Origin of the sequence: Winogradskyella haliclonae (assembly GCF_014635865.1) — a bacterium.
Classification (GTDB): Bacteria; Bacteroidota; Bacteroidia; order Flavobacteriales; family Flavobacteriaceae; genus Winogradskyella; species Winogradskyella haliclonae.
Genome location: NZ_BMDQ01000001.1, coordinates 1,080,392 through 1,099,085, shown reverse-complemented (window position 1 = coordinate 1,099,085; position 18,694 = coordinate 1,080,392). Strand labels below are relative to the sequence as shown.

Sequence of the window (18,694 nt, the reverse complement as noted above, 5' to 3'; positions counted from 1 at the left end):
TGATTTTGAGTTTATTATTGTTTGTTTAAGTTCCAGTTATATTCAAAATAACTGAGTTTAGATTTTGCTGGTATTTTTTCGGTTCTGTACTTATTAATAAAGTCTATTTCTGTTAAGCCATTTATTGTAAAATCTTCTTTATACCATTCCATTATTTTTGAAGCAGCAACTTTGTTTTTCTTCACTTTAAGAAAGCTTCCGTTAATCGCTTTTTTTGTTTGCGTTTCTAATTGTGTTTCCAATGTGCTTGGTAAATACGCTTTACTTATCAAAGGAGGACAACCCAAAGCGCCACATACTAACACGAAATGAAAGCGTGGATCTTTAAATTTTGGTCTTAATAGTTTATGCTCAATATCATTTAGAGTAATCTGCTTTCCACCCAAACTATAAGTTGTCTTATCAAAAAATCCAGAATTATCTAAAGGCGATTTAGTTGGGTAATTATCTACTATACCTTTTATAACAGATAAGTTATATGCATTAATCCAAAATGCTTGATAATTTTTAGCGTCACTTTCTGAAACAGATATGCCTTCTGCTATAGTTAAAACTGCATTTAAGCTTTCAGGATTATCATTAATTTTTGAGTAAGCAACCTTTCCATTTTTAACATTAGCTTTAAAGAAAGCATCGGATTGATTAAAGAAATCATTCAAGTTCTGGGCTTGTAGATTTGTCCCAATTAGTATAATTATTATTAATACGTGTTTTTTCATGAGTTATGATTGTATAAATGTTGTAACGGCACTTATGTCGCGCTTAAAAGAATCTACTTACATATTTTTTGAAAGAAATTTAACGTCTCTTTCAATTTTAATTCCTTACACTTTTTTCCTATTTAAACTCTTTCTAAATTATAGTTACTACTTAAGGTGTTATCTTTAAATCCGACTCACCAACCACTAACAAAAAATTATGGAACACATTGTAATTATCGGAAACGGTATCTCAGGAGTAACTACCGCTAGACATATCCGTAAACTATCTGATAAAAGAATAACCATTGTTTCTGCAGAAACAGACTACTTCTTCTCACGTACAGCTTTAATGTACATTTATATGGGGCACATGAAGTTTGAGCATACCCAACCTTATGAAAATTGGTTTTGGGAAAAGAACAGGATTGAGCTTAAAAAAGGATATGTAAAGACGGTTGAGACAACATCAAAAACACTTCATTTTGCTAATGGTGATACTTTGCAATATGATAAATTGGTAATTGCTACCGGAAGTAAACCTAACAAGTTTGGTTGGCCAGGACAAGATTTAAATGGTGTTATGGGTATGTACCATAAACAAGACTTAGATAATCTTGAAGAACACGCACCTAACAACAAAGTATGTAAGCGTGCAGTTATTGTAGGTGGCGGCTTAATAGGTATTGAATTGGCAGAAATGCTAAATTCCAGAAGCATCCCAGTGACTTTTTTAGTGCGTGAAGACAGTTTTTGGAATGGTGTTTTACCAAGTGGAGAAAGTGAAATGATAAACAGACACATTAAAAATCATAATATAGATTTAAGACTATCTACCAACTTAAGAGAAATAAAAGCAGACGAAAACGGAAAAGTAAAATCTGTAATTATAGAAGAAACGGGTGAAGAAATAGAATGCAATGTGGTTGGTCTTACAGCTGGTGTCTCTCCAAACATAGATTTTATAAAAGATTCTGAGATAGAAACGGGGCGCGGCGTAAAGGTTAATCGTTTCTTAGAAACTAATATAAAAGATGTGTATGCCATTGGTGATTGTGCAGAACAGCACGAAGCTATAGGTAACCGCAGACCAATTGAAGCTGTTTGGTATACTGGTCGCATGATGGGTGAAACCTTAGCACAAACCTTATGTGGTAATCGGATAGAATATAAACCAGGGCATTGGTTTAACTCTGCAAAATTTATGGATATAGAATATCAAACCTACGGTTGGGTATTTAGCGAGCGTAGTAAGCAAGACACTGAAGCCCATTTTCACTGGAGACATAAAGATGATACCAAATGTATTACTGTAGCCTACAACAAAGACACTAATAAATTTTTGGGTATAAACACCTTTGGAATAAGAATGCGTCACGATGTTTTTGACCGCTGGCTTACTGAAGAAAGAGATGTAGATTATGTCATGAATAATCTTCCAGAAGCAAATTTTGATCCAGAATTTTATAGCCATTATGAAGCTGAAATCTTATCAGCTTATAACCAAAAATTACAAACTGCCTAACCATGAGTAACAAATTAAATCATAGTATGTCTTTGGCAAAACCAGACGCTTTAGACATTACAACAAAACAAAAAATAGCATTAATAATTGGTATTGCTGGATTATTTATATTAACACTAGCATTACTTAACACTGATTTTCCTAATAAAGGATTATTTCTGTCATTGTCTTTGGGCTTAATTTCTATTGGTACAATTGTGTATTCAAGAGAAGCTTACCTTACAAAGCAAGAAGGCATCAAAAATGATGGGCAATGGTTTAAGTCTATATCTTCAAGAGGACTATGGGGCTGGATTCTTGGTATTATACTTACCGGATTTTATATTGTCCTTTACTTCTTTGAAGAATTATTAGGGCTTGGACAAGGAGTAGATGGCGCAAACACTGGGCTTATTTCTTTATTTGATCCTTTAAGTCAGTTGTTATCTGGGCGTCCTGCAAGTCAGTGGTTTGTTTATGGAACATTATATACTATTGCCATTTTAGCTTTTGGATACAAGTTTATATTAAAGTACAGGCATAACAAATACCAACAATTGCGTACTGTATCTGTTATGTTTTTTCAACTAGGCTTTGCGTTTTTAATTCCTGAATTTATGTACAGCATGAATTCAAGCTTACCCTATTACGATCTTAAAAATATGTGGCCTTTAAACTATTACAATTTTGAGCAATACAGAGTTGATAGTTTTATAAACAATGGTAATATCGGTATGGCCTTATTGATATTTGGCGTATTATCAATTTTTGTAATCTCTCCTTTTTTAACATACAAATATGGAAAACGTTGGTATTGTTCTTGGGTTTGTGGTTGTGGAGGATTAGCTGAAACTGCTGGAGATTCATTTAGACATCTGTCTTCTAAAAAGATGTCTGCATGGAAACTAGAACGATGGCTAATCCATACCGTTTTAGTGTTCTCTGTTGTTATGACAACAGCTGTTATCTATACCTATTTAGGTTATGACCCAGATAAATATTGGCTTACTAGAGAAGTCTTTTTAATTAGTATCGGTGTATTCTTGACTATTGTTTTTGCAGTGATAATGATTTTTAAACGTCAAGAGTTAGGTAAAGATGCAAAATACGGAGCAATAGGCTACTTTGTCGTTATTGCATTACTTGTAGCAATGCACTTTACAGGAACTACAGATCAGGTTTTCTTTGTTAAAGCTGGCGCATTAAAATCGGCTTATGGCTTTTATATAGGTTCTATCTTTTCAGGAGTTATTGGTACAGGTTTCTATCCAATTTTAGGAAGTAGAGCTTGGTGTCGTTTTGGCTGTCCAATGGCAGGAATTTTAGGATTTCAACAACGTATGTTTTCAAAATTCAGGATTACCACTAACGGTGGTCAATGTATCTCATGTGGTAACTGTTCTAACAGTTGCGAAATGGGAATTGACGTACGTCATTATGCGCAAAAAGGTGAAAACATTGTACGTTCTAGCTGTGTAGGTTGCGGTATCTGTTCTGCAGTTTGCCCAAGAGGTGTTCTTAAATTAGAAAATGACACTATGAAAGGTAGAATCAATCCTACAGAAGTATTATTAGGAAACGACGTAGATTTAATGGAACTCGTAAACCAAAAATAATGCGATTAATACTTATTCTTTGTCTTATTTGTAACTTTGCATTTGCGCAAAAGAGCTATCAAAAAAATTATTTTGATGATGGCAAGATAGAATCCGCTGGCTGGGTTGAAAATGGAAAAAAAGTAAAGTATTGGAGACATTACCATACAAATGGAAACGTAAAATCTGAAGGCCATTACAAAAATGGTCTTAAAACGAAATTTTGGAAGTTATACAGAGCTAATGGCCGCAAAGAAAGCGAAGGACATTATGAGGCTGACAAAAAGGTAAAATGGTGGATTTTTTATGACAATAATGGTCATGTTAATCATAAATGCCAACTAAGAAACAATCAAAAAAATGGCTATTGTTTAATGTATAAAAACGAAAAACTTACATCGGCTATTAAATATTCTTTGGGCAAAAAAATAAAAGAATGGACTGATTTTAGGTCATTCAAAAAAGAAAATAGATTAAGAGATCTTCAATGAGTAAAACCCATGCTAAGCAAAGCCGAAGTATAAAAGTCATCATCCCTGCTTATAATGAAGCAGAATCTATAACACATGTTATAAAAGACATTCCTAAAATAGTAGACGAGATTATTGTAGTTAGCAATAACTCTACAGATAATACAGAAACTAATGCAAGGAATGTAGGCGCAACCGTTTTAACTGAAAATCAAAGAGGTTATGGTTATGCCTGTCTAAAAGGTATGGATTATGTTGCCCAACAAGCTAACAAGCCAGATATTATTGTTTTTTTAGATGGCGATTATAGTGATTACCCAGAAGAACTTATTAAAATCGTCGAACCTATAATTAAAGAAGATATAGATTTTGTTATCGGCGCAAGAGACAAAAAACTTAGAGAAGCTGGTAGCATGACTGGTCCTCAAGTTTTTGGAAATTGGTTAGCTACTACTTTGATGAAAATCATGTTTAGGTCAACATTTACAGACCTTGGGCCGTTTAGAGCTATAAAATACGATAAGCTTTTAGCACTTGAAATGGAAGACAAAACCTATGGTTGGACTGTTGAGATGCAGCTTAAAGCATTGAAGAAAAAATACACATATAGAGAAATTCCTGTAAACTATCGTAACAGAATTGGTGTCTCAAAAGTTTCTGGAACGGTAAAAGGTGCTATATTTGCAGGCATTAAAATCCTGACATGGATTTTTAAATACAGTTTTAAGTAATGCTTTTAGAATCTATAATAATTGTTATTTATACGATTGCCATCATACTCATTTTTATGTATGCTTTGGCGCAACTCAATTTACTATATAACTACTTATCCTCAAAAAAGAAAAAGGACACTTGCAAAAAATTCGATTTATCCAAGTCTGAAGAAACACCATACGTCACTATACAGTTACCCGTTTTTAACGAGATGTATGTCATGGAAAGACTCTTGGAAAATATTGCTTTAATAGAATATCCTAGAGAAAAACTAGAAATACAAGTACTTGATGATTCTACAGATGAAACTGTTGATAGTACTCGTAATCATATCGAAAAATTAGCAGCCACTGGCCTAGACATAACACACATTACACGTACCGACCGTCAAGGCTTTAAAGCTGGAGCTTTAAAAGAAGGTTTAGAAATTGCTAAAGGTGAGTTTATTGCCATTTTTGATGCTGATTTCTTACCACAACCCAATTGGTTAAAACGTACAATTCCTTATTTTAAAAATGATAAAGTTGGTGTTGTACAAACACGTTGGGGACATATTAATCGTAATTATTCATTATTAACAAGAATACAAGCCTTTGCGTTAGACGCCCACTTTACTTTAGAACAAGTAGGCAGAAATAGTAAAGGACATTTCATCAATTTTAATGGTACTGCAGGCGTTTGGAGAAAAGACTGTATCATTGATGCAGGTAATTGGGAAGGTGATACGCTAACTGAAGATTTAGATTTAAGCTATCGTGCTCAATTAAAAAATTGGGAATTCAAATATTTAGAAGATGTTGAAACTCCAGCAGAATTACCTGTTGTGATTAGTGCTGCGCGCTCACAGCAATTCCGTTGGAATAAAGGTGGTGCAGAAAACTTCAGAAAAATGCTTTGGCGTGTAGTAAAATCTAAAAACATATCTACCAAGACAAAAGTACATGGCTTACTACATTTATTAAACAGTACGATGTTTTTAAGCATATTTACAGTAGCTGTTTTAAGTATTCCGATGTTGTATATTAAAAACGAATATGCACATTTACGTAACTACTTTTACGTTATGAGTTTCTTTGTAACAAGTACGATTATATTCTTTGTGTGTTATTGGTTTATGTACAAGAGTATTTATGGTAGTGGTTTTAAAAAGTTTTTCAGCTACATAGGTATGTTTTTTACCTTTTTCTCAATAGCCATGGGTTTTTCTTTACATAATTCTATCGCAGTATTAGAAGGACATATTGGCAAACGTAGCGAATTTGTACGCACACCAAAATTTAATATCAGTACACTAAAAGATTCATGGAAAGGCAATAAATATTTGCGTAAAAAAGTATCACCACATGTTATTATAGAAGGTGGACTAATGGCTTATTTTGGCTTTGGTATGTATAGCGCATTTGTGGTTGGCGACCAAGGTGGTGATTTTGGACTTTTTCCTTTTCATTTGATGCTTTTTATAGGTTTTGGCTATGTGTTTTTTAAATCTTTAAGTTCTAAAGCATAATAATTCAGAGGTTGCATTATCTTTAATCAATGCTAATAAATTCAAGCTTATTTAAATATCAAAAAATACCTTTATTGTATCTTTTGATTAGTATTGTGTTATATGCAAGTTTTGCATACAACTTGGTTCGTACTGAAGCTACAAAGCTTGTTTTGCTTTATATTTCTCTTTTTGTACTTGCTTATGTTCTAAAAAAAACTGCTGGTTTTAATTTCGGTTTTCTAGTATTAGCTTCTGTACTAGTTCGGTTGGTGTTTTTGCCTGCCATACCTAATTTATCACAAGATTTTTATCGTTTTATATGGGATGGTCGTATGCTTTTTGAAGGTTATAATCCTTATTTGTACTTGCCAGAATCATTTATACAAAATGGGGAATTCCCTATAGCGCAAGCTAAGGAGTTATATGATGGTATGGGTAAATTAAGTGCGTCACACTTTACCAATTACCCGCCAATTAATCAGTTATGCTTCTATATTGCAGCCTTAAGTTCTGGAAAAAGCATTGCAGGTGCTGCGTTAACCATGCGTATTATAATTATTGCTGCTGATATAGGAACGTTATACTTTGGAAAAAAGTTACTTGAAGCCTTAAAATTGCCATCGAGTCGAATTTGGTGGTATATACTTAATCCGTTTATTATAATAGAATTGACGGGCAATCTTCATTTTGAAGGCGTTATGATTTTCTTCCTTATTTGGAGCTTGTATGTATTACATTCTGGCAAATGGCAATGGGCTGCTGTCATTCTGGCTTGCTCTATTTCGGTCAAGTTAATTCCACTAATGTTTCTACCTATATTTTACTGGTGGTTCAATTCGCCTTCGCTTAAAAATCAAAATAAGTGGATTCCTGAAAAAAGAGCATTTTTAAAACTAGTAGGTTTTTATACTATAGTATTAGTAACAACTATCATTTTATTTATTCCATTTTTCTCTATGGTATTTGTAAATAATTATGCTGAAACTGTTGGGCTTTGGTTTAATAATTTTGAATTTAATGCCAGCATCTATTACCTCGCAAGAGAAATAGGATATGCAATTACTGGTTATAATGAAATTAAAATCATTGGCAGTATTCTTCCAATTGTTGCTTTATTAATAATTCTAGGATTTGCTGTCTTTAAAAAGAATTCCACCATACCAAAACTTACAAGCTCTATCCTCATTGCTTTTAGCTGTTATTTGTTTTTAAGTACAACCGTACACCCATGGTATTTGGCAACTCTGGTAGTGCTTTGCGTATTTACAAATTATAGATTTCCAATCGTATGGAGCTTGGCAATTATACTAAGTTATTTGGCATATTTAAGTATCGGTACTGCAGATAAGTCTGAAAACCTTTGGATTATTGCTATAGAATACAGCATTGTATTCTTTGCTTTTGTAAGGGAAATTGTCTTAAAAAAGAAGATTAGAATTTAGTCTTCAAATGTTTCTGGTGGCCGCTGAATATCCAAATCTTCTTCATAGGTTTCTTCATCATAATTTGCCATAGTCATGGCTAAAGTAGAACTCACCTTCACTAAATACTTAGTATCATCAGTAGCAACAGTTACTGCCTCTACAAGTTCATTCTTTGCATTTCTGAAGGATATAATATGTTCGTCATCATAACCATCAGGATACTTAGACACCAATAAAGACATTATTTCTGGTGTTAGTTTTTTAAAATCTACAATTACACGTTTAAGATTGTCTTTCATATCTCAAAATATAATGATTTATAAACCCTAAGATACAAATGAAATCTTTTCAAAAATTAAATCAATAAAAATATTTCATTACTATTCGATTAAGTGTTAACTCAATAAAATACTATATTTACTAAACCATAATCAACAATAACTCATCATTACTTGAAACTAAAGCCTATTGCTTATAGTTTTGAGTAAAACAAAATATATTAATTATGAAAAAAATTGCATTCTTACAAAACAGCACTTCTAATAAAGTGTTATTACTTATGGGCTTTATATTTCTAGCCACTATTTTATGTAACCCATTGCAAGCGCAGAACAAATCTATAACTGTAAAAGGTATTGTTAATAGCGAGATTGGCCCTTTAGATGGCGTTAGTATTTATCTTAAAAACTCTAAAACTGGTACAGTATCAAAAGCTGACGGTAGTTTTACTTTTCCTTCACAGTTAAAAGCAGGCGATGTTTTAATCTTTAGCTATTTGGGTTACGATAAGCAATCTGTTGTTATTACAGAAACGTCTAGTTACTTAGATATTTTCATGAAAGAAGCGCCAATTGATGTACTAAGTGCTGTCAATACTAATAAGCGCTATAAGAGCAAACGTTCAAAAAAGAACTAGACCCTCTGGATGAAATTTCGTTATTTTTTTAGTGGAATACTATTCGTTTTTGTGCTGATAGGTCAAGCTCAAGCTTGGGACTTTAACCATGTCAGTTTTAAAAAAGCAGATAGCCTTGCTATGGCTAACAGAGGTGCTTCATTAGACGATTTGCCAGAATTGGTATATAATCTCACCAATAGTTTGGAAACCGATGCTGAGCGGTTTAGAGCCATCTACCTATGGGTTTGTACCAATGTTAAAAACGACTACGGACTTTACGCAAAAAACAAACGTAAGCGTAAACGCTACCAAGATGATAGCCTAAAACTTGAAGCATGGAACGAAAAATTTAAAAAAAGGATTTTTAAAACACTTCTCAAAAGAAAGCGTACCATATGCACAGGCTACGCATACATGGTAAAAACCTTGAGTCAATTGGTAAATATTGATTGTAAAATTATTAATGGTTTTGCAAAAACAAGCTCTGGAAATCCTGAAGACCTTAGATATCCAAACCACAGCTGGAATGCTGTAAAACTAGACGGCAAATGGTACCTAAGTGACCCAACTTGGGCAAGTGGCGTACAAAATTTAGATAATGGTAGATTTAAGTTTGATTACAACAACGGTCTCTTTTTAGCACCGCCTAGATTGTTTGCTATTAATCATTTTCCTTTAGAAGCAGAATGGTTTTTGTTTAACGATGCGCAACCAACTTTTACAGATTTTTTAGAAGCACCTATTGTATATAATGAAGCCTATAAATTACTCACTGAACATAAAACTCCTCAAAAATTATACAATGAAGTGCCTCGTAACTATACCATGAATTTAGAATGCTTACTAAAACCCAACATCAACCCTAAGAAAATCTCTCTAGACATAGATGATGGGGTTAGTAACAAAACTGTAGTGCCAGATAACTATATTATAAAAAACCAAATACTCTATGTAAAACACAATCTTACAAAGTATGGTTTTTATGACATTCATTTAAGTATAGACGATCAACTTGTGGCAAGTTATGTCTATAAAGTAAAGCGGTTTTCTGAGAACTAATTTTGAATGAATACATAAAAACAAGCAAAATGTAATCTCATAACGGGTTAAATAATTAATTGTTTAAGAGCTTCGTCACACTAAAATATTCATAGAAAAATTTAGACTCCTACATTTTTACTATCTTTAATTCAATTCATCAAGGTCTAAATTTATGTCTAAAAAGCTGTTGTTATTTATCGCTCTTATAAGTCTATTTGCCTTACAAAGCCATTCCCAGTCTTTGACTAATCTTAAAGACATCAATAAAACTTGGGAGAAATTTTATAAGGCTTTTGACAACTTAGATTATACGCTAATGGCCAATATACATTCTGAAAAATTAATTCGTATATCTGGTGGAAATAGAATTACAGATTATAAAACTTATATCAACAATTACAAAGCTACTTTTGATAGAGCAAGAGAAAACAAAACCTCTAATACTATTGCGCTTCGTTTTTTTGAAAGGATAAGCAATGACTCTACCGCAAGTGAAAGAGGTGTCTATAAACTTACCCGAATTGAAAACGGGAAATCACCAAAATCATATTATGGCCAATTTCATGTTATTTTTATAAAAGAAAATAATACATGGAAAATACTAATGGATTATGATTCTAGTGAAGGAAATACCATAGGCGAAGAAGCATATCAAAAAGCTAGGGACATAAACAATTTTGATGCGTTCAAGAATAATTAAGCCCTAAAAGAAGAACCCAAAGCTTCCAGTAATACCAAAACGTCTAGCATCAGGTAAATCTAGATAATTTCCTCTAAAATTAAAATCTATTCGCAAAACTTTAAAGATATTGGCAACACCAACGCTATATTCATAATACACTCGAGAATCTGGCGCTCTTAAAACTATCTCAGCTGGGTTTCCAGTTGTACTTAACAATCTGTTTTCGTCAGATAACTCGCCCCAAACACCACGCACACCTAAAACAGCTCTTAGATTATACTTTTTCAAGAATGGAATACGTGAAAACACACGACCATTAAAATTATGTTCTATATGCAAAGACGTATATGTATCTGTTACAAACTCATAAAAATCTAACTGAGGAAATGTATTGTATATAGAAAAGAACGTTTGATTACCAGGCACAACACTTAGTAGGGCTAATGGGACTTCTCCAAAAGTTTTACCTGCCTCTACTGATGTAGTTAAACGTCCAAAACCTCCAACTTGCCAAGGTTGAATATACGAGAATTGTACTTTTGTATAATCAAAATCACTATTTAAAAACTCTTTATCTCCACGACTAATTTGTGCAAATAGTCGCGCAAAATTATCGTTCTTCTCCTTTCGCTCTACTCCAAAACCAGTCATCTGTCGCTTAGGATAATAAGCTGCTGAAAGTCTTGTTTCAAACTGATTAACTTGTGATGAGACACCACTTACGGTGTCAGGGTCATTATAGTCTAAACTAAACGTTGGTGATGCAGAGCGTAACTCCCGATAACTTCCATCTAAACGTAATACAAAATTACGTAATGGTTCTATAGAAAAGCCAAGGTTAGTAAGGTTAATATTGGTCAGTTTATCGTTAGCACCTGTACCTATCACCGCAGATGATGCCAAGCTTCGACCAAGAACATCCGTAGAACTTGTAAGGCTGGCTCCTATTTGTTCGACATCACGTCGGTTTCCTCCAAAAATAGTAAGTCGACTTTTCTTGTCAAGTAACCATTTCCCCGAAATACCATATTTAAACTTATCATCTCTAAACCCGTATGCCAAAAAGCCTTCTAGTCGCCATAAATCATTAGGCCCAAAATACGTACGTCCGCCTGCTCGTAATCGTAAACCTTCTACATCATTAAACCCAAACGTTGAAAATATAGGTCCATAATCAAGGTTTAAACTCGGAAACTCTATGTAACCCGATGCCAAAATACTTCCTAAGTTATATAGCCTTTTAAACTTCTTTACGGTTTTTAGCGTGTCTAACATTTTATAGACACCTTTTTCGTCTTTATTTAACGCTTCTAGCCTATTCTTTTGCCAAAAATCTTCTTCACGATTATAGACATCTGCATCATAGTTATACACAACTTTATCGTAATATTTTGAGTCTTTAGGCTGATCAAATTTGTAATTATCATAAAGTGTTGTTCGTTTTCCATAAACACCTCTAGACTTCTCCTTTTTATTTAATGCAAAATCAGACAGAAAATAATCACGCTTGATTAAAAACAGAGAATCATTAAGTACATCAAATTCTTGCTCAATATAGATTTCTTTTACCCAGTTTATATTTGCGCTTTTTGAAGCTTGAAGATTAATCTCTTTAATGGCATAGGTAGAATCATTGACCCAAAAGTCCCCTTTAAAAGTCAATTCATTTTTTCGTCTTGGATAATAAATAATATTATAACACCATTTATTATCTATAAAAGCACTATCCGAAAGCACATAGTTATAAGTCTGAACACCTGTACGACTCAGTGGACTTACAAAACTCTTATCAAAGAACTTAAGGTAATTATCATAAACATTATAATCAGAATATAAGTCGTCAATAAAGTCTATTATGATTTGATTATTACTAAAACCAGAGTTTTTATTTCCTATTAAATCTTCTCGTTTTTTTCCAAGCAAATTATCGCCCGAAACTTTTTTTACTGACTCATTTAAGAATATTGGTAAATAGGTTTTACCTGTAACTCGCGAGGTATCTACCTCTTCAAAAACAAATTCCATACCTCTAAAAAGCTTACTCTTTATAAGAGCACTATCTATGGTATTTAAATCAAACTCAACTTTTTCGTATTGGTCGTATTCGTATTGTTTAAACTGCTTTAACCCATTTTGCCGTTTACGTTCCCAAATTTTTTGAAGTATCGCAATCGCAGGATTTTCAGAGGCTTTTTTAGACTGCTTACCTGTAACAATAACCACTGCATCTAGAGCGGCCGCTTCTTCTTTTAGGGTGAATTTTAAGTCGTAATTAACACGTTTAGGTAATTGATACGTCAATATTTCATAACCTAGAAAAGACACTTCAATCGTCTTCCAATTTTCGTCAGACTCTAAATAGAATTTACCGTTTTCATTAGTTGTGGTACCAATTGTAGAACCTTTAAAAATTACACTTGCGTATGCAACAGGTTCATTATATTCATCAAAAACGTAACCGCTAACTTTTGTCTGTGCCAGTACAAAAGCAGAATTTAAGATTACAATAAGTAAGAGTAGTTTATGCTTCATATCAAAAAAACTTCATCAACTATTGTGCTAAACTTAAATTACAATAGAAGATGAAGTTTATGTAACGCAGAAATCTGCAATTTATTTATTTGTACATTACTTTTTTAACAGCTTTTATAACATCGGTATGATTTGGTAACCATTCTGCTAACAAAACTGGCGAATATGGTGCTGGCGTATCCGCCGTATTTATTTTTACAATTGGCGCATCTAAATAATCGAAAGCTTCAGATTGTACTAAATAGGTAATTTCTGTTGCTACGTTACCAAATGGCCAAGCTTCTTCTAAAACTACTAAACGATTCGTTTTCTTTACAGATTCTAAAACTGCTTTTCTATCCATTGGACGTACCGTTCGTAAATCAATAATTTCGCAAGAAATACCTTCCTTTTCTAATTCGTCAGCAGCTTTATAAGCTTCTTTTATAATCTTTCCGAAAGATACGATAGTAACATCTGTACCTTCACGTTTAATTTCTGCAACTCCTAATGGAATTGTGTATTCGCCTTCAGGCACTTCACCTTTATCGCCATACATTTGCTCACTCTCCATAAAAATAACTGGATCATCATCTCTAATTGCAGATTTTAATAATCCTTTTGCATCATATGGATTTGATGGCACTACTACTTTAAGGCCTGGTGTATTTGCAAACCAGTTCTCAAACGCTTGAGAATGTGTCGCTGCTAACTGACCAGCAGAAGCCGTTGGACCTCTAAATACAATTGGACATTTAAACTGTCCGCCTGACATTTGTCTGATTTTTGCAGCATTATTAATGATTTGATCGATACCAACTAGAGAGAAATTAAACGTCATATACTCTACAATAGGTCTGTTGCCTGTCATTGTAGACCCAATTGCTACTCCTGCAAAACCAAGTTCGGCAATTGGTGTATCTATAACGCGCTTAGCTCCAAACTCGTCAAGCATGCCTTTAGATGCTTTATAAGCACCATTATATTCTGCAACTTCCTCGCCCATTAGGTAAATGCTTTCATCTCTGCGCATTTCTTCGCTCATGGCTTCAGCTATTGCCTCTCTAAATTGAATCGTCTTCATACTTGTAGTTTTAATCGAAAAGCAAAAATAGGAATAATGAAAAATTATATAAATGAAATTTCTTTAAAATTTATTATGCACGCATAGTAAATATTTGAAAAAAAGTGCATATCTTCGTAACCGCTTTATTTGTAGATGGTTTTTGTACTTAAAACCCTATAAAACAAAGTGTTTAAGCAAAAATTACGATAACGTTATCGTTAACAAAATCATATTATATAAAAAGATAAAAGAACAGTTATGAAGATTTTAGTATGTATTAGTCATGTACCAGATACAACATCAAAAATTAACTTCACTGATGGTGATACTCAGTTTGATACTAATGGTGTACAATATGTAATCAACCCAAATGACGAGTTTGGTTTAACACGTGCTATGTGGTTTAAAGAAAAGCAAGGTGCATCTGTCGATGTTGTGAATGTTGGAGGACCAGAAACAGAGCCAACATTACGTAAAGCATTAGCTATTGGTGCAGATTCAGCAATACGTGTTAATACTGAAGCCAAAGATGGTTTTGCAGTTGCTAAAGAACTTTCTAAGGTGGTTACCGACGGTGGCTATGATTTAGTTATTGCTGGTAGAGAGTCTATTGATTATAATGGCGGTATGGTACCTGGAATGCTTTCTGGTTTAACTGGTGCTAACTTCGTAGCTAATTGCATAGGCCTTGAAGTTGACGGTACAAATGCCAAAGCAGTAAGAGAAATTGATGGTGGTAAAGAAACTGTAAACACGTCACTACCTTTAGTCATTGGTGGGCAAAAAGGATTGGTAGAAGAAAGTGATTTACGCATACCAAATATGAGAGGTATTATGATGGCTCGTAAAAAACCATTAAATGTTGTTGAACCTGTTGGTGCAAATAGCGAAACTTCGGCAAACAGCTTTGAAAAACCAGCTCCTAAAGGTGCTGTGAAATTAGTAGATGCAGATAATATAGATGAATTAATAAACTTACTTCACAACGAAGCAAAGGTGATATAATCTTTAATCGAATAAGTTTATAACCTTTTAAAAAAGAAAATATGTCAGTTTTAGTATATACAGAATCAGAAAACGGAAAATTAAAAAAAGCGGCTTTAGAATGTGTGTCTTACGCCAAAGCCATAGCAGATGAAATGGGAACTAGCGTTACCGCTGTTGCTATTAATGCAAATGACACTGATGCTTTAGGAAATTACGGCGCTTCTAAAGTTCTCAACGTCAATAACGACGTGCTTAACACTTTTAACGCCAAGCAATATGCTTCAGTAATTGAACAAGCAGCAAAGCAAGAAGGTGCTACTGTAGCTGTATTGAGCTCAAGTGCAGATAGTAAATATTTAGCGCCTTTATTAGCTGTAGGCTTAGAAGCAGGTTATGTTTCTAATGTGGTTGAGAAACCTTCAAGCCTCTCTCCTTTTACAGTAAAACGTACTGCTTTTACCAACAAGGCTTTTGCAAATACAGAAATAAGCACAGATGTTAAGTTAATAGGTTTATCTAATAATTCTTTTGGTGTAGTTGAATCTGGAGGTTCAGCTTCAGTAGAAGATTTCTCACCATCGATTGCAGATTCAGGAGTATCTGTTGAATCTGTCGATAAGGCAGTTGGAAAAGTAACTATTGCAGATGCAGAAGTTGTCGTCTCTGGCGGTCGTGGATTAAAAGGTCCTGAAAATTGGGGATTAGTAGAAAATCTTGCTGAAGTTTTAGGTGCAGCTACTGCATGTTCTAAACCAGTTTCTGATTTAGGTTGGAGATCTCATAGCGAACACGTAGGGCAAACAGGAAAACCAGTTGCTACAAACCTATACATTGCTATTGGTATTTCGGGAGCTATTCAGCATTTGGCAGGCATCAGTGCTTCAAAGGTAAAAGTCGTAATTAACACAGACCCTGAAGCTCCTTTCTTTAAGGCTGCAGACTATGGTATTGTTGGTGATGCGTTTGAAGTTGTCCCTGTTTTAACAGAAAAACTAAAAGCCTTTAAAGCGCAAAACGCTTAATTTTTTTACCTTTAAATAAACTAAAGAACTGTTTAGATAAAGCCAGTAGTTGGTAAAGTCAAAATTTAAACAGTTCTTTGTGTTTTACAACATTTCAAATTAAATTGATAATAAAACAAACCTATTCGAAGTTAACTTCAGAATATTTATAACCTCGATTATCGAGTAAATTATGAGTTTAGTACGCTTAAACATAAAAGGCATTTCGTATAGCCAAACCCAAAATGGCGCTTATGCTTTAATATTAAATGAGGTGGATGGTGATCGAAAATTACCAATAGTCATTGGTGCTTTTGAAGCTCAGTCTATAGCTATTGCGCTAGAAAAAGAGATTCGTCCACCACGACCATTAACTCATGATTTATTTAAAAATTTCTCAGATAGATTCGAAATAATTGTAAAACAAGTGATTATTCACAAGTTGGTGGATGGTGTTTTTTATTCGAGTCTTATTTGCGAGCGTGATAGTATCGAAGAAATCATAGATGCCCGTACAAGTGATGCCATTGCATTAGCGCTACGTTTTCAAGCACCAATTTTTACCTACAAAAACATCTTAGACAAAGCCGGTATTTATCTTAAAGTAAATCCAAAAAAGGAAGACCAAGATAGCATCTTAATGGATGAGCTTATTGCCGAAGAAATTGAAACTACGGTCTTAGGTGATGATATATACAAAGAGAAGTCTTTAGAAGAATTACATACACTTTTAGATGAAGCCGTAGCTAATGAAGACTATGAAGTTGCTGCAAAGATTAGAGACGAAATTTCTAAACGTTAATCCCACTCACATGAAACATTTTTTATTAGCTATTACAGCTATTTTTTTTGGACTTACAATTAGCGCACAAGAGTTAGAGAAAACAACTGATTCTATAAGCAATCAAATTGAAGAAAAAACCAATCCAATTAATGTAGCTGAGATAGTAGATTACAAAATCAATGATTGGCAACTATATGAATATACTATCTATGAAAAATATCCAGATAGTATTCAAGCAAAAAAAGAGTTTACAAAAGGAAAAGAATTTATAAGCCTTGGAAAAAACGGAGAATACGTCTCTATACTAAATAACACTTTTAAAAAGGTATATGGCTTCAGAATAATAATCTTCTAGTATTCAAACAAAAAATTCCAACAACTGTTGATGTCTATTATGAGATTACAAAGCAAGATTCTAACCTGTTGGAATTAAAAAATGGAAATGAAGTATTAACTTATATTTCCTCTGAACATCCAAACTTCCTAAAAAAAGAAGAAGTTCAAGATACAATAATCCCTAGTGAAGGTTTCTCAATAACAAGCTTATGGAGAGGTGCTTTGGGGATGGTTACGTTAATCTTTATTGCATTTTTATTTAGTAGTAATCGTAAAGCCATAAACTGGAAAACGGTTGGTATTGGCTTAGCTTTTCAACTTCTCATTGCCATTGGAGTTCTAAAAGTTGGTTTTGTAAAAACAATCTTTGAGAGTATTGGTCAGGTATTTATCAATATTTTAGATTTTACTCGTGCAGGAAGTGAGTTTTTGTTTAGCGGAGTTATGGATGTTAATTCTTATGGTTTCATTTTCGCTTTTCAAGTGTTACCTACTATCTTATTTTTCTCTGCATTAACATCAGTACTTTTCTACTTAGGGATTATCCAAAAAGTGGTTAAAGCCTTTGGTTGGTTATTGTCTAAACTCTTAAAAATATCAGGCGCAGAAAGTTTGAGTGTTGCTGGTAATATTTTCTTAGGACAAACAGAGGCGCCATTGTTAATTAAGGCTTATCTAGAAAAAATGAATAAGTCCGAAATACTCCTAGTAATGATTGGTGGTATGGCAACTGTTGCTGGTGCTGTATTGGCAGCATATATCGGGTTCTTAGGAGGTGATGACCCTGCATTACGTTTAGTATACGCAAAACATTTATTGGCAGCTTCTGTAATGGCAGCACCAGGCGCCATTGTGATTTCAAAAATATTATATCCGCAAACTGAGGATATAAATACTGACGTAAAAGTTTCACAAGAAAAAATTGGAGCAAACCTATTAGATGCTATTTCCAACGGAACTACAGAAGGCTTAAAACTAGCTGTAAATGTAGGTGCCATGTTATTAGTATTTGTTGCATTCATCGCAATGATTAATGGCGTTTTGGGCTGGGTTGGAGATGTCACTACAATAAATGAATGGGTCATGGCAAATACGCCATACCAGACATTATCTCTAGAGCTAATTCTAGGCTACACATTTGCGCCTCTCATGTGGTTAATAGGCGTAGCCCAAGAAGATATGGCACTAATGGGACAGCTTTTGGGCGTTAAGTTAGCGGCAAGCGAATTTATAGGTTACATTCAACTAGCAGATTTAAAAAATGTAGCTAACGCAACGCATTTAAATTATAACAAATCGGTAATTATGGCTACATATATGCTTTGTGGTTTTGCCAACTTTGCCTCTATTGGTATTCAAATTGGAGGTATTGGCTCATTAGCTCCAGGACAGCGTAAGCAATTATCAAAGTTTGGAATGAAAGCTTTAATTGGCGGTACAATTGCCTCGTTAATTTCTGCTACTATTGCAGGAATGATAATTGGATAGTTTTAG

Annotated in this window: 18 protein-coding genes; 14 read left to right on the top strand and 4 right to left on the bottom strand. The window is 33.7% G+C overall.

All coding sequences use genetic code 11. The features are described from left to right. Window positions 1-14: 14 nt before the first annotated feature. A complete protein-coding gene (locus tag IEV10_RS04870; protein ID WP_188373562.1) occupies window positions 15-719 on the bottom strand; it encodes a DUF547 domain-containing protein in 705 nt (234 codons plus the stop codon). Between the two features lie 199 nt (window positions 720-918). On the opposite strand from IEV10_RS04870, the gene IEV10_RS04865 reads away from it, so the two are divergent. Genes IEV10_RS04865 through IEV10_RS04840 form a run of 6 tightly spaced genes read left to right on the top strand, consistent with a single transcriptional unit; the run spans window position 919 to window position 7,912 of the window. Further along, the gene (locus IEV10_RS04865) at window positions 919-2,223 is read left to right on the top strand and encodes an NAD(P)/FAD-dependent oxidoreductase (RefSeq protein ID WP_188373561.1); all 1,305 of its coding nucleotides are present in this window, start codon (window positions 919-921) and stop codon (window positions 2,221-2,223) included. 2 nt (window positions 2,224-2,225) lie between these two features. Next, window positions 2,226-3,818 (top strand): 4Fe-4S binding protein, encoded by a 1,593-nt coding sequence (locus tag IEV10_RS04860; protein ID WP_188373560.1) that lies wholly within the window; start codon window positions 2,226-2,228, stop codon window positions 3,816-3,818. Continuing rightward, window positions 3,818-4,288, top strand: coding sequence for a toxin-antitoxin system YwqK family antitoxin (locus IEV10_RS04855; protein WP_188373559.1), 471 nt, complete (start codon window positions 3,818-3,820; stop codon window positions 4,286-4,288). The genes IEV10_RS04860 and IEV10_RS04855 overlap by 1 nt, the downstream gene beginning before the upstream one ends. Further along, complete coding sequence (locus tag IEV10_RS04850) at window positions 4,285-4,998, top strand: glycosyltransferase family 2 protein (RefSeq protein WP_188373558.1); 714 nt, start codon at window positions 4,285-4,287, stop codon at window positions 4,996-4,998. Before IEV10_RS04855 ends, IEV10_RS04850 begins: the two co-directional genes overlap by 4 nt. Further along, a complete protein-coding gene (locus IEV10_RS04845) occupies window positions 4,998-6,488 on the top strand; it encodes a cellulose synthase family protein (RefSeq protein ID WP_188373557.1) in 1,491 nt (496 codons plus the stop codon). Before IEV10_RS04850 ends, IEV10_RS04845 begins: the two co-directional genes overlap by 1 nt. Window positions 6,489-6,517: 29 nt before the next feature. Beyond that, on the top strand, window positions 6,518-7,912 hold the full coding sequence (locus tag IEV10_RS04840; protein ID WP_188373556.1) for an MptA/MptB family glycosyltransferase: 1,395 nt from the start codon (window positions 6,518-6,520) through the stop codon (window positions 7,910-7,912). Here the strand turns inward: IEV10_RS04840 and IEV10_RS04835 are convergent. Continuing rightward, window positions 7,909-8,193 (bottom strand): hypothetical protein, encoded by a 285-nt coding sequence (locus IEV10_RS04835; protein ID WP_188373555.1) that lies wholly within the window; start codon window positions 8,191-8,193, stop codon window positions 7,909-7,911. The two genes, IEV10_RS04840 and IEV10_RS04835, sit on opposite strands and share 4 nt — an antisense overlap. 206 nt (window positions 8,194-8,399) lie before the next feature. Between IEV10_RS04835 and IEV10_RS04830 the strand changes: the two genes are divergently transcribed. From IEV10_RS04830 to IEV10_RS04820, 3 genes are all read left to right on the top strand, one after another. Further along, window positions 8,400-8,810, top strand: coding sequence for a carboxypeptidase-like regulatory domain-containing protein (locus IEV10_RS04830; RefSeq protein WP_188373554.1), 411 nt, complete (start codon window positions 8,400-8,402; stop codon window positions 8,808-8,810). 9 nt (window positions 8,811-8,819) lie between these two features. Next, on the top strand, window positions 8,820-9,851 hold the full coding sequence (locus IEV10_RS04825; RefSeq protein ID WP_188373553.1) for a transglutaminase domain-containing protein: 1,032 nt from the start codon (window positions 8,820-8,822) through the stop codon (window positions 9,849-9,851). A gap of 154 nt (window positions 9,852-10,005) precedes the next feature. Continuing rightward, on the top strand, window positions 10,006-10,533 hold the full coding sequence (locus IEV10_RS04820) for a nuclear transport factor 2 family protein (RefSeq protein ID WP_188373552.1): 528 nt from the start codon (window positions 10,006-10,008) through the stop codon (window positions 10,531-10,533). A 3-nt stretch (window positions 10,534-10,536) separates the two neighbouring features. Here IEV10_RS04820 and IEV10_RS04815 read toward each other — a convergent pair whose 3' ends face one another. Both IEV10_RS04815 and IEV10_RS04810 read right to left on the bottom strand, forming a co-directional pair. Then, a complete protein-coding gene (locus IEV10_RS04815) occupies window positions 10,537-13,047 on the bottom strand; it encodes a DUF5686 and carboxypeptidase-like regulatory domain-containing protein (protein WP_188373551.1) in 2,511 nt (836 codons plus the stop codon). Window positions 13,048-13,132: 85 nt separating this feature from the next. Then, the gene (locus IEV10_RS04810) at window positions 13,133-14,110 is read right to left on the bottom strand and encodes a pyruvate dehydrogenase complex E1 component subunit beta (protein WP_188373550.1); all 978 of its coding nucleotides are present in this window, start codon (window positions 14,108-14,110) and stop codon (window positions 13,133-13,135) included. Window positions 14,111-14,350: 240 nt separating this feature from the next. On the opposite strand from IEV10_RS04810, the gene IEV10_RS04805 reads away from it, so the two are divergent. The 5 genes from IEV10_RS04805 to IEV10_RS04785 all read left to right on the top strand — a co-directional run bounded on the left by IEV10_RS04805 (window position 14,351) and on the right by IEV10_RS04785 (window position 18,688). Next, window positions 14,351-15,097 (top strand): electron transfer flavoprotein subunit beta/FixA family protein, encoded by a 747-nt coding sequence (locus IEV10_RS04805; RefSeq protein ID WP_188373549.1) that lies wholly within the window; start codon window positions 14,351-14,353, stop codon window positions 15,095-15,097. A gap of 41 nt (window positions 15,098-15,138) precedes the next feature. Beyond that, window positions 15,139-16,101 (top strand): electron transfer flavoprotein subunit alpha/FixB family protein, encoded by a 963-nt coding sequence (locus IEV10_RS04800; RefSeq protein ID WP_188373548.1) that lies wholly within the window; start codon window positions 15,139-15,141, stop codon window positions 16,099-16,101. A gap of 172 nt (window positions 16,102-16,273) precedes the next feature. Then, a complete protein-coding gene (locus IEV10_RS04795; protein ID WP_188373547.1) occupies window positions 16,274-16,882 on the top strand; it encodes a bifunctional nuclease family protein in 609 nt (202 codons plus the stop codon). A gap of 10 nt (window positions 16,883-16,892) precedes the next feature. Next, complete coding sequence (locus tag IEV10_RS04790; protein WP_188373546.1) at window positions 16,893-17,219, top strand: hypothetical protein; 327 nt, start codon at window positions 16,893-16,895, stop codon at window positions 17,217-17,219. A gap of 104 nt (window positions 17,220-17,323) precedes the next feature. Next, window positions 17,324-18,688, top strand: coding sequence for a NupC/NupG family nucleoside CNT transporter (locus tag IEV10_RS04785; RefSeq protein WP_229719645.1), 1,365 nt, complete (start codon window positions 17,324-17,326; stop codon window positions 18,686-18,688). Window positions 18,689-18,694: the final 6 nt, after the last annotated feature.

What these genes read in the sequence shown, in the direction of transcription:
- IEV10_RS04790 (WP_188373546.1), top strand. Translation starts at nt 16,893, where the DNA reads ATGAAACATTTTTTATTAGCTATTACAGCTATTTTTTTTGGACTTACA.
- IEV10_RS04800 (WP_188373548.1), top strand. Translation starts at nt 15,139, where the DNA reads ATGTCAGTTTTAGTATATACAGAATCAGAAAACGGAAAATTAAAAAAA.
- IEV10_RS04815 (WP_188373551.1), bottom strand. Translation starts at nt 13,047, where the DNA reads ATGAAGCATAAACTACTCTTACTTATTGTAATCTTAAATTCTGCTTTT.
- IEV10_RS04795 (WP_188373547.1), top strand. Translation starts at nt 16,274, where the DNA reads ATGAGTTTAGTACGCTTAAACATAAAAGGCATTTCGTATAGCCAAACC.
- IEV10_RS04840 (WP_188373556.1), top strand. Translation starts at nt 6,518, where the DNA reads ATGCTAATAAATTCAAGCTTATTTAAATATCAAAAAATACCTTTATTG.
- IEV10_RS04825 (WP_188373553.1), top strand. Translation starts at nt 8,820, where the DNA reads ATGAAATTTCGTTATTTTTTTAGTGGAATACTATTCGTTTTTGTGCTG.
- IEV10_RS04830 (WP_188373554.1), top strand. Translation starts at nt 8,400, where the DNA reads ATGAAAAAAATTGCATTCTTACAAAACAGCACTTCTAATAAAGTGTTA.
- IEV10_RS04860 (WP_188373560.1), top strand. Translation starts at nt 2,226, where the DNA reads ATGAGTAACAAATTAAATCATAGTATGTCTTTGGCAAAACCAGACGCT.
- IEV10_RS04810 (WP_188373550.1), bottom strand. Translation starts at nt 14,110, where the DNA reads ATGAAGACGATTCAATTTAGAGAGGCAATAGCTGAAGCCATGAGCGAA.
- IEV10_RS04870 (WP_188373562.1), bottom strand. Translation starts at nt 719, where the DNA reads ATGAAAAAACACGTATTAATAATAATTATACTAATTGGGACAAATCTA.
- IEV10_RS04835 (WP_188373555.1), bottom strand. Translation starts at nt 8,193, where the DNA reads ATGAAAGACAATCTTAAACGTGTAATTGTAGATTTTAAAAAACTAACA.
- IEV10_RS04845 (WP_188373557.1), top strand. Translation starts at nt 4,998, where the DNA reads ATGCTTTTAGAATCTATAATAATTGTTATTTATACGATTGCCATCATA.
- IEV10_RS04820 (WP_188373552.1), top strand. Translation starts at nt 10,006, where the DNA reads ATGTCTAAAAAGCTGTTGTTATTTATCGCTCTTATAAGTCTATTTGCC.
- IEV10_RS04865 (WP_188373561.1), top strand. Translation starts at nt 919, where the DNA reads ATGGAACACATTGTAATTATCGGAAACGGTATCTCAGGAGTAACTACC.
- IEV10_RS04850 (WP_188373558.1), top strand. Translation starts at nt 4,285, where the DNA reads ATGAGTAAAACCCATGCTAAGCAAAGCCGAAGTATAAAAGTCATCATC.
- IEV10_RS04855 (WP_188373559.1), top strand. Translation starts at nt 3,818, where the DNA reads ATGCGATTAATACTTATTCTTTGTCTTATTTGTAACTTTGCATTTGCG.
- IEV10_RS04805 (WP_188373549.1), top strand. Translation starts at nt 14,351, where the DNA reads ATGAAGATTTTAGTATGTATTAGTCATGTACCAGATACAACATCAAAA.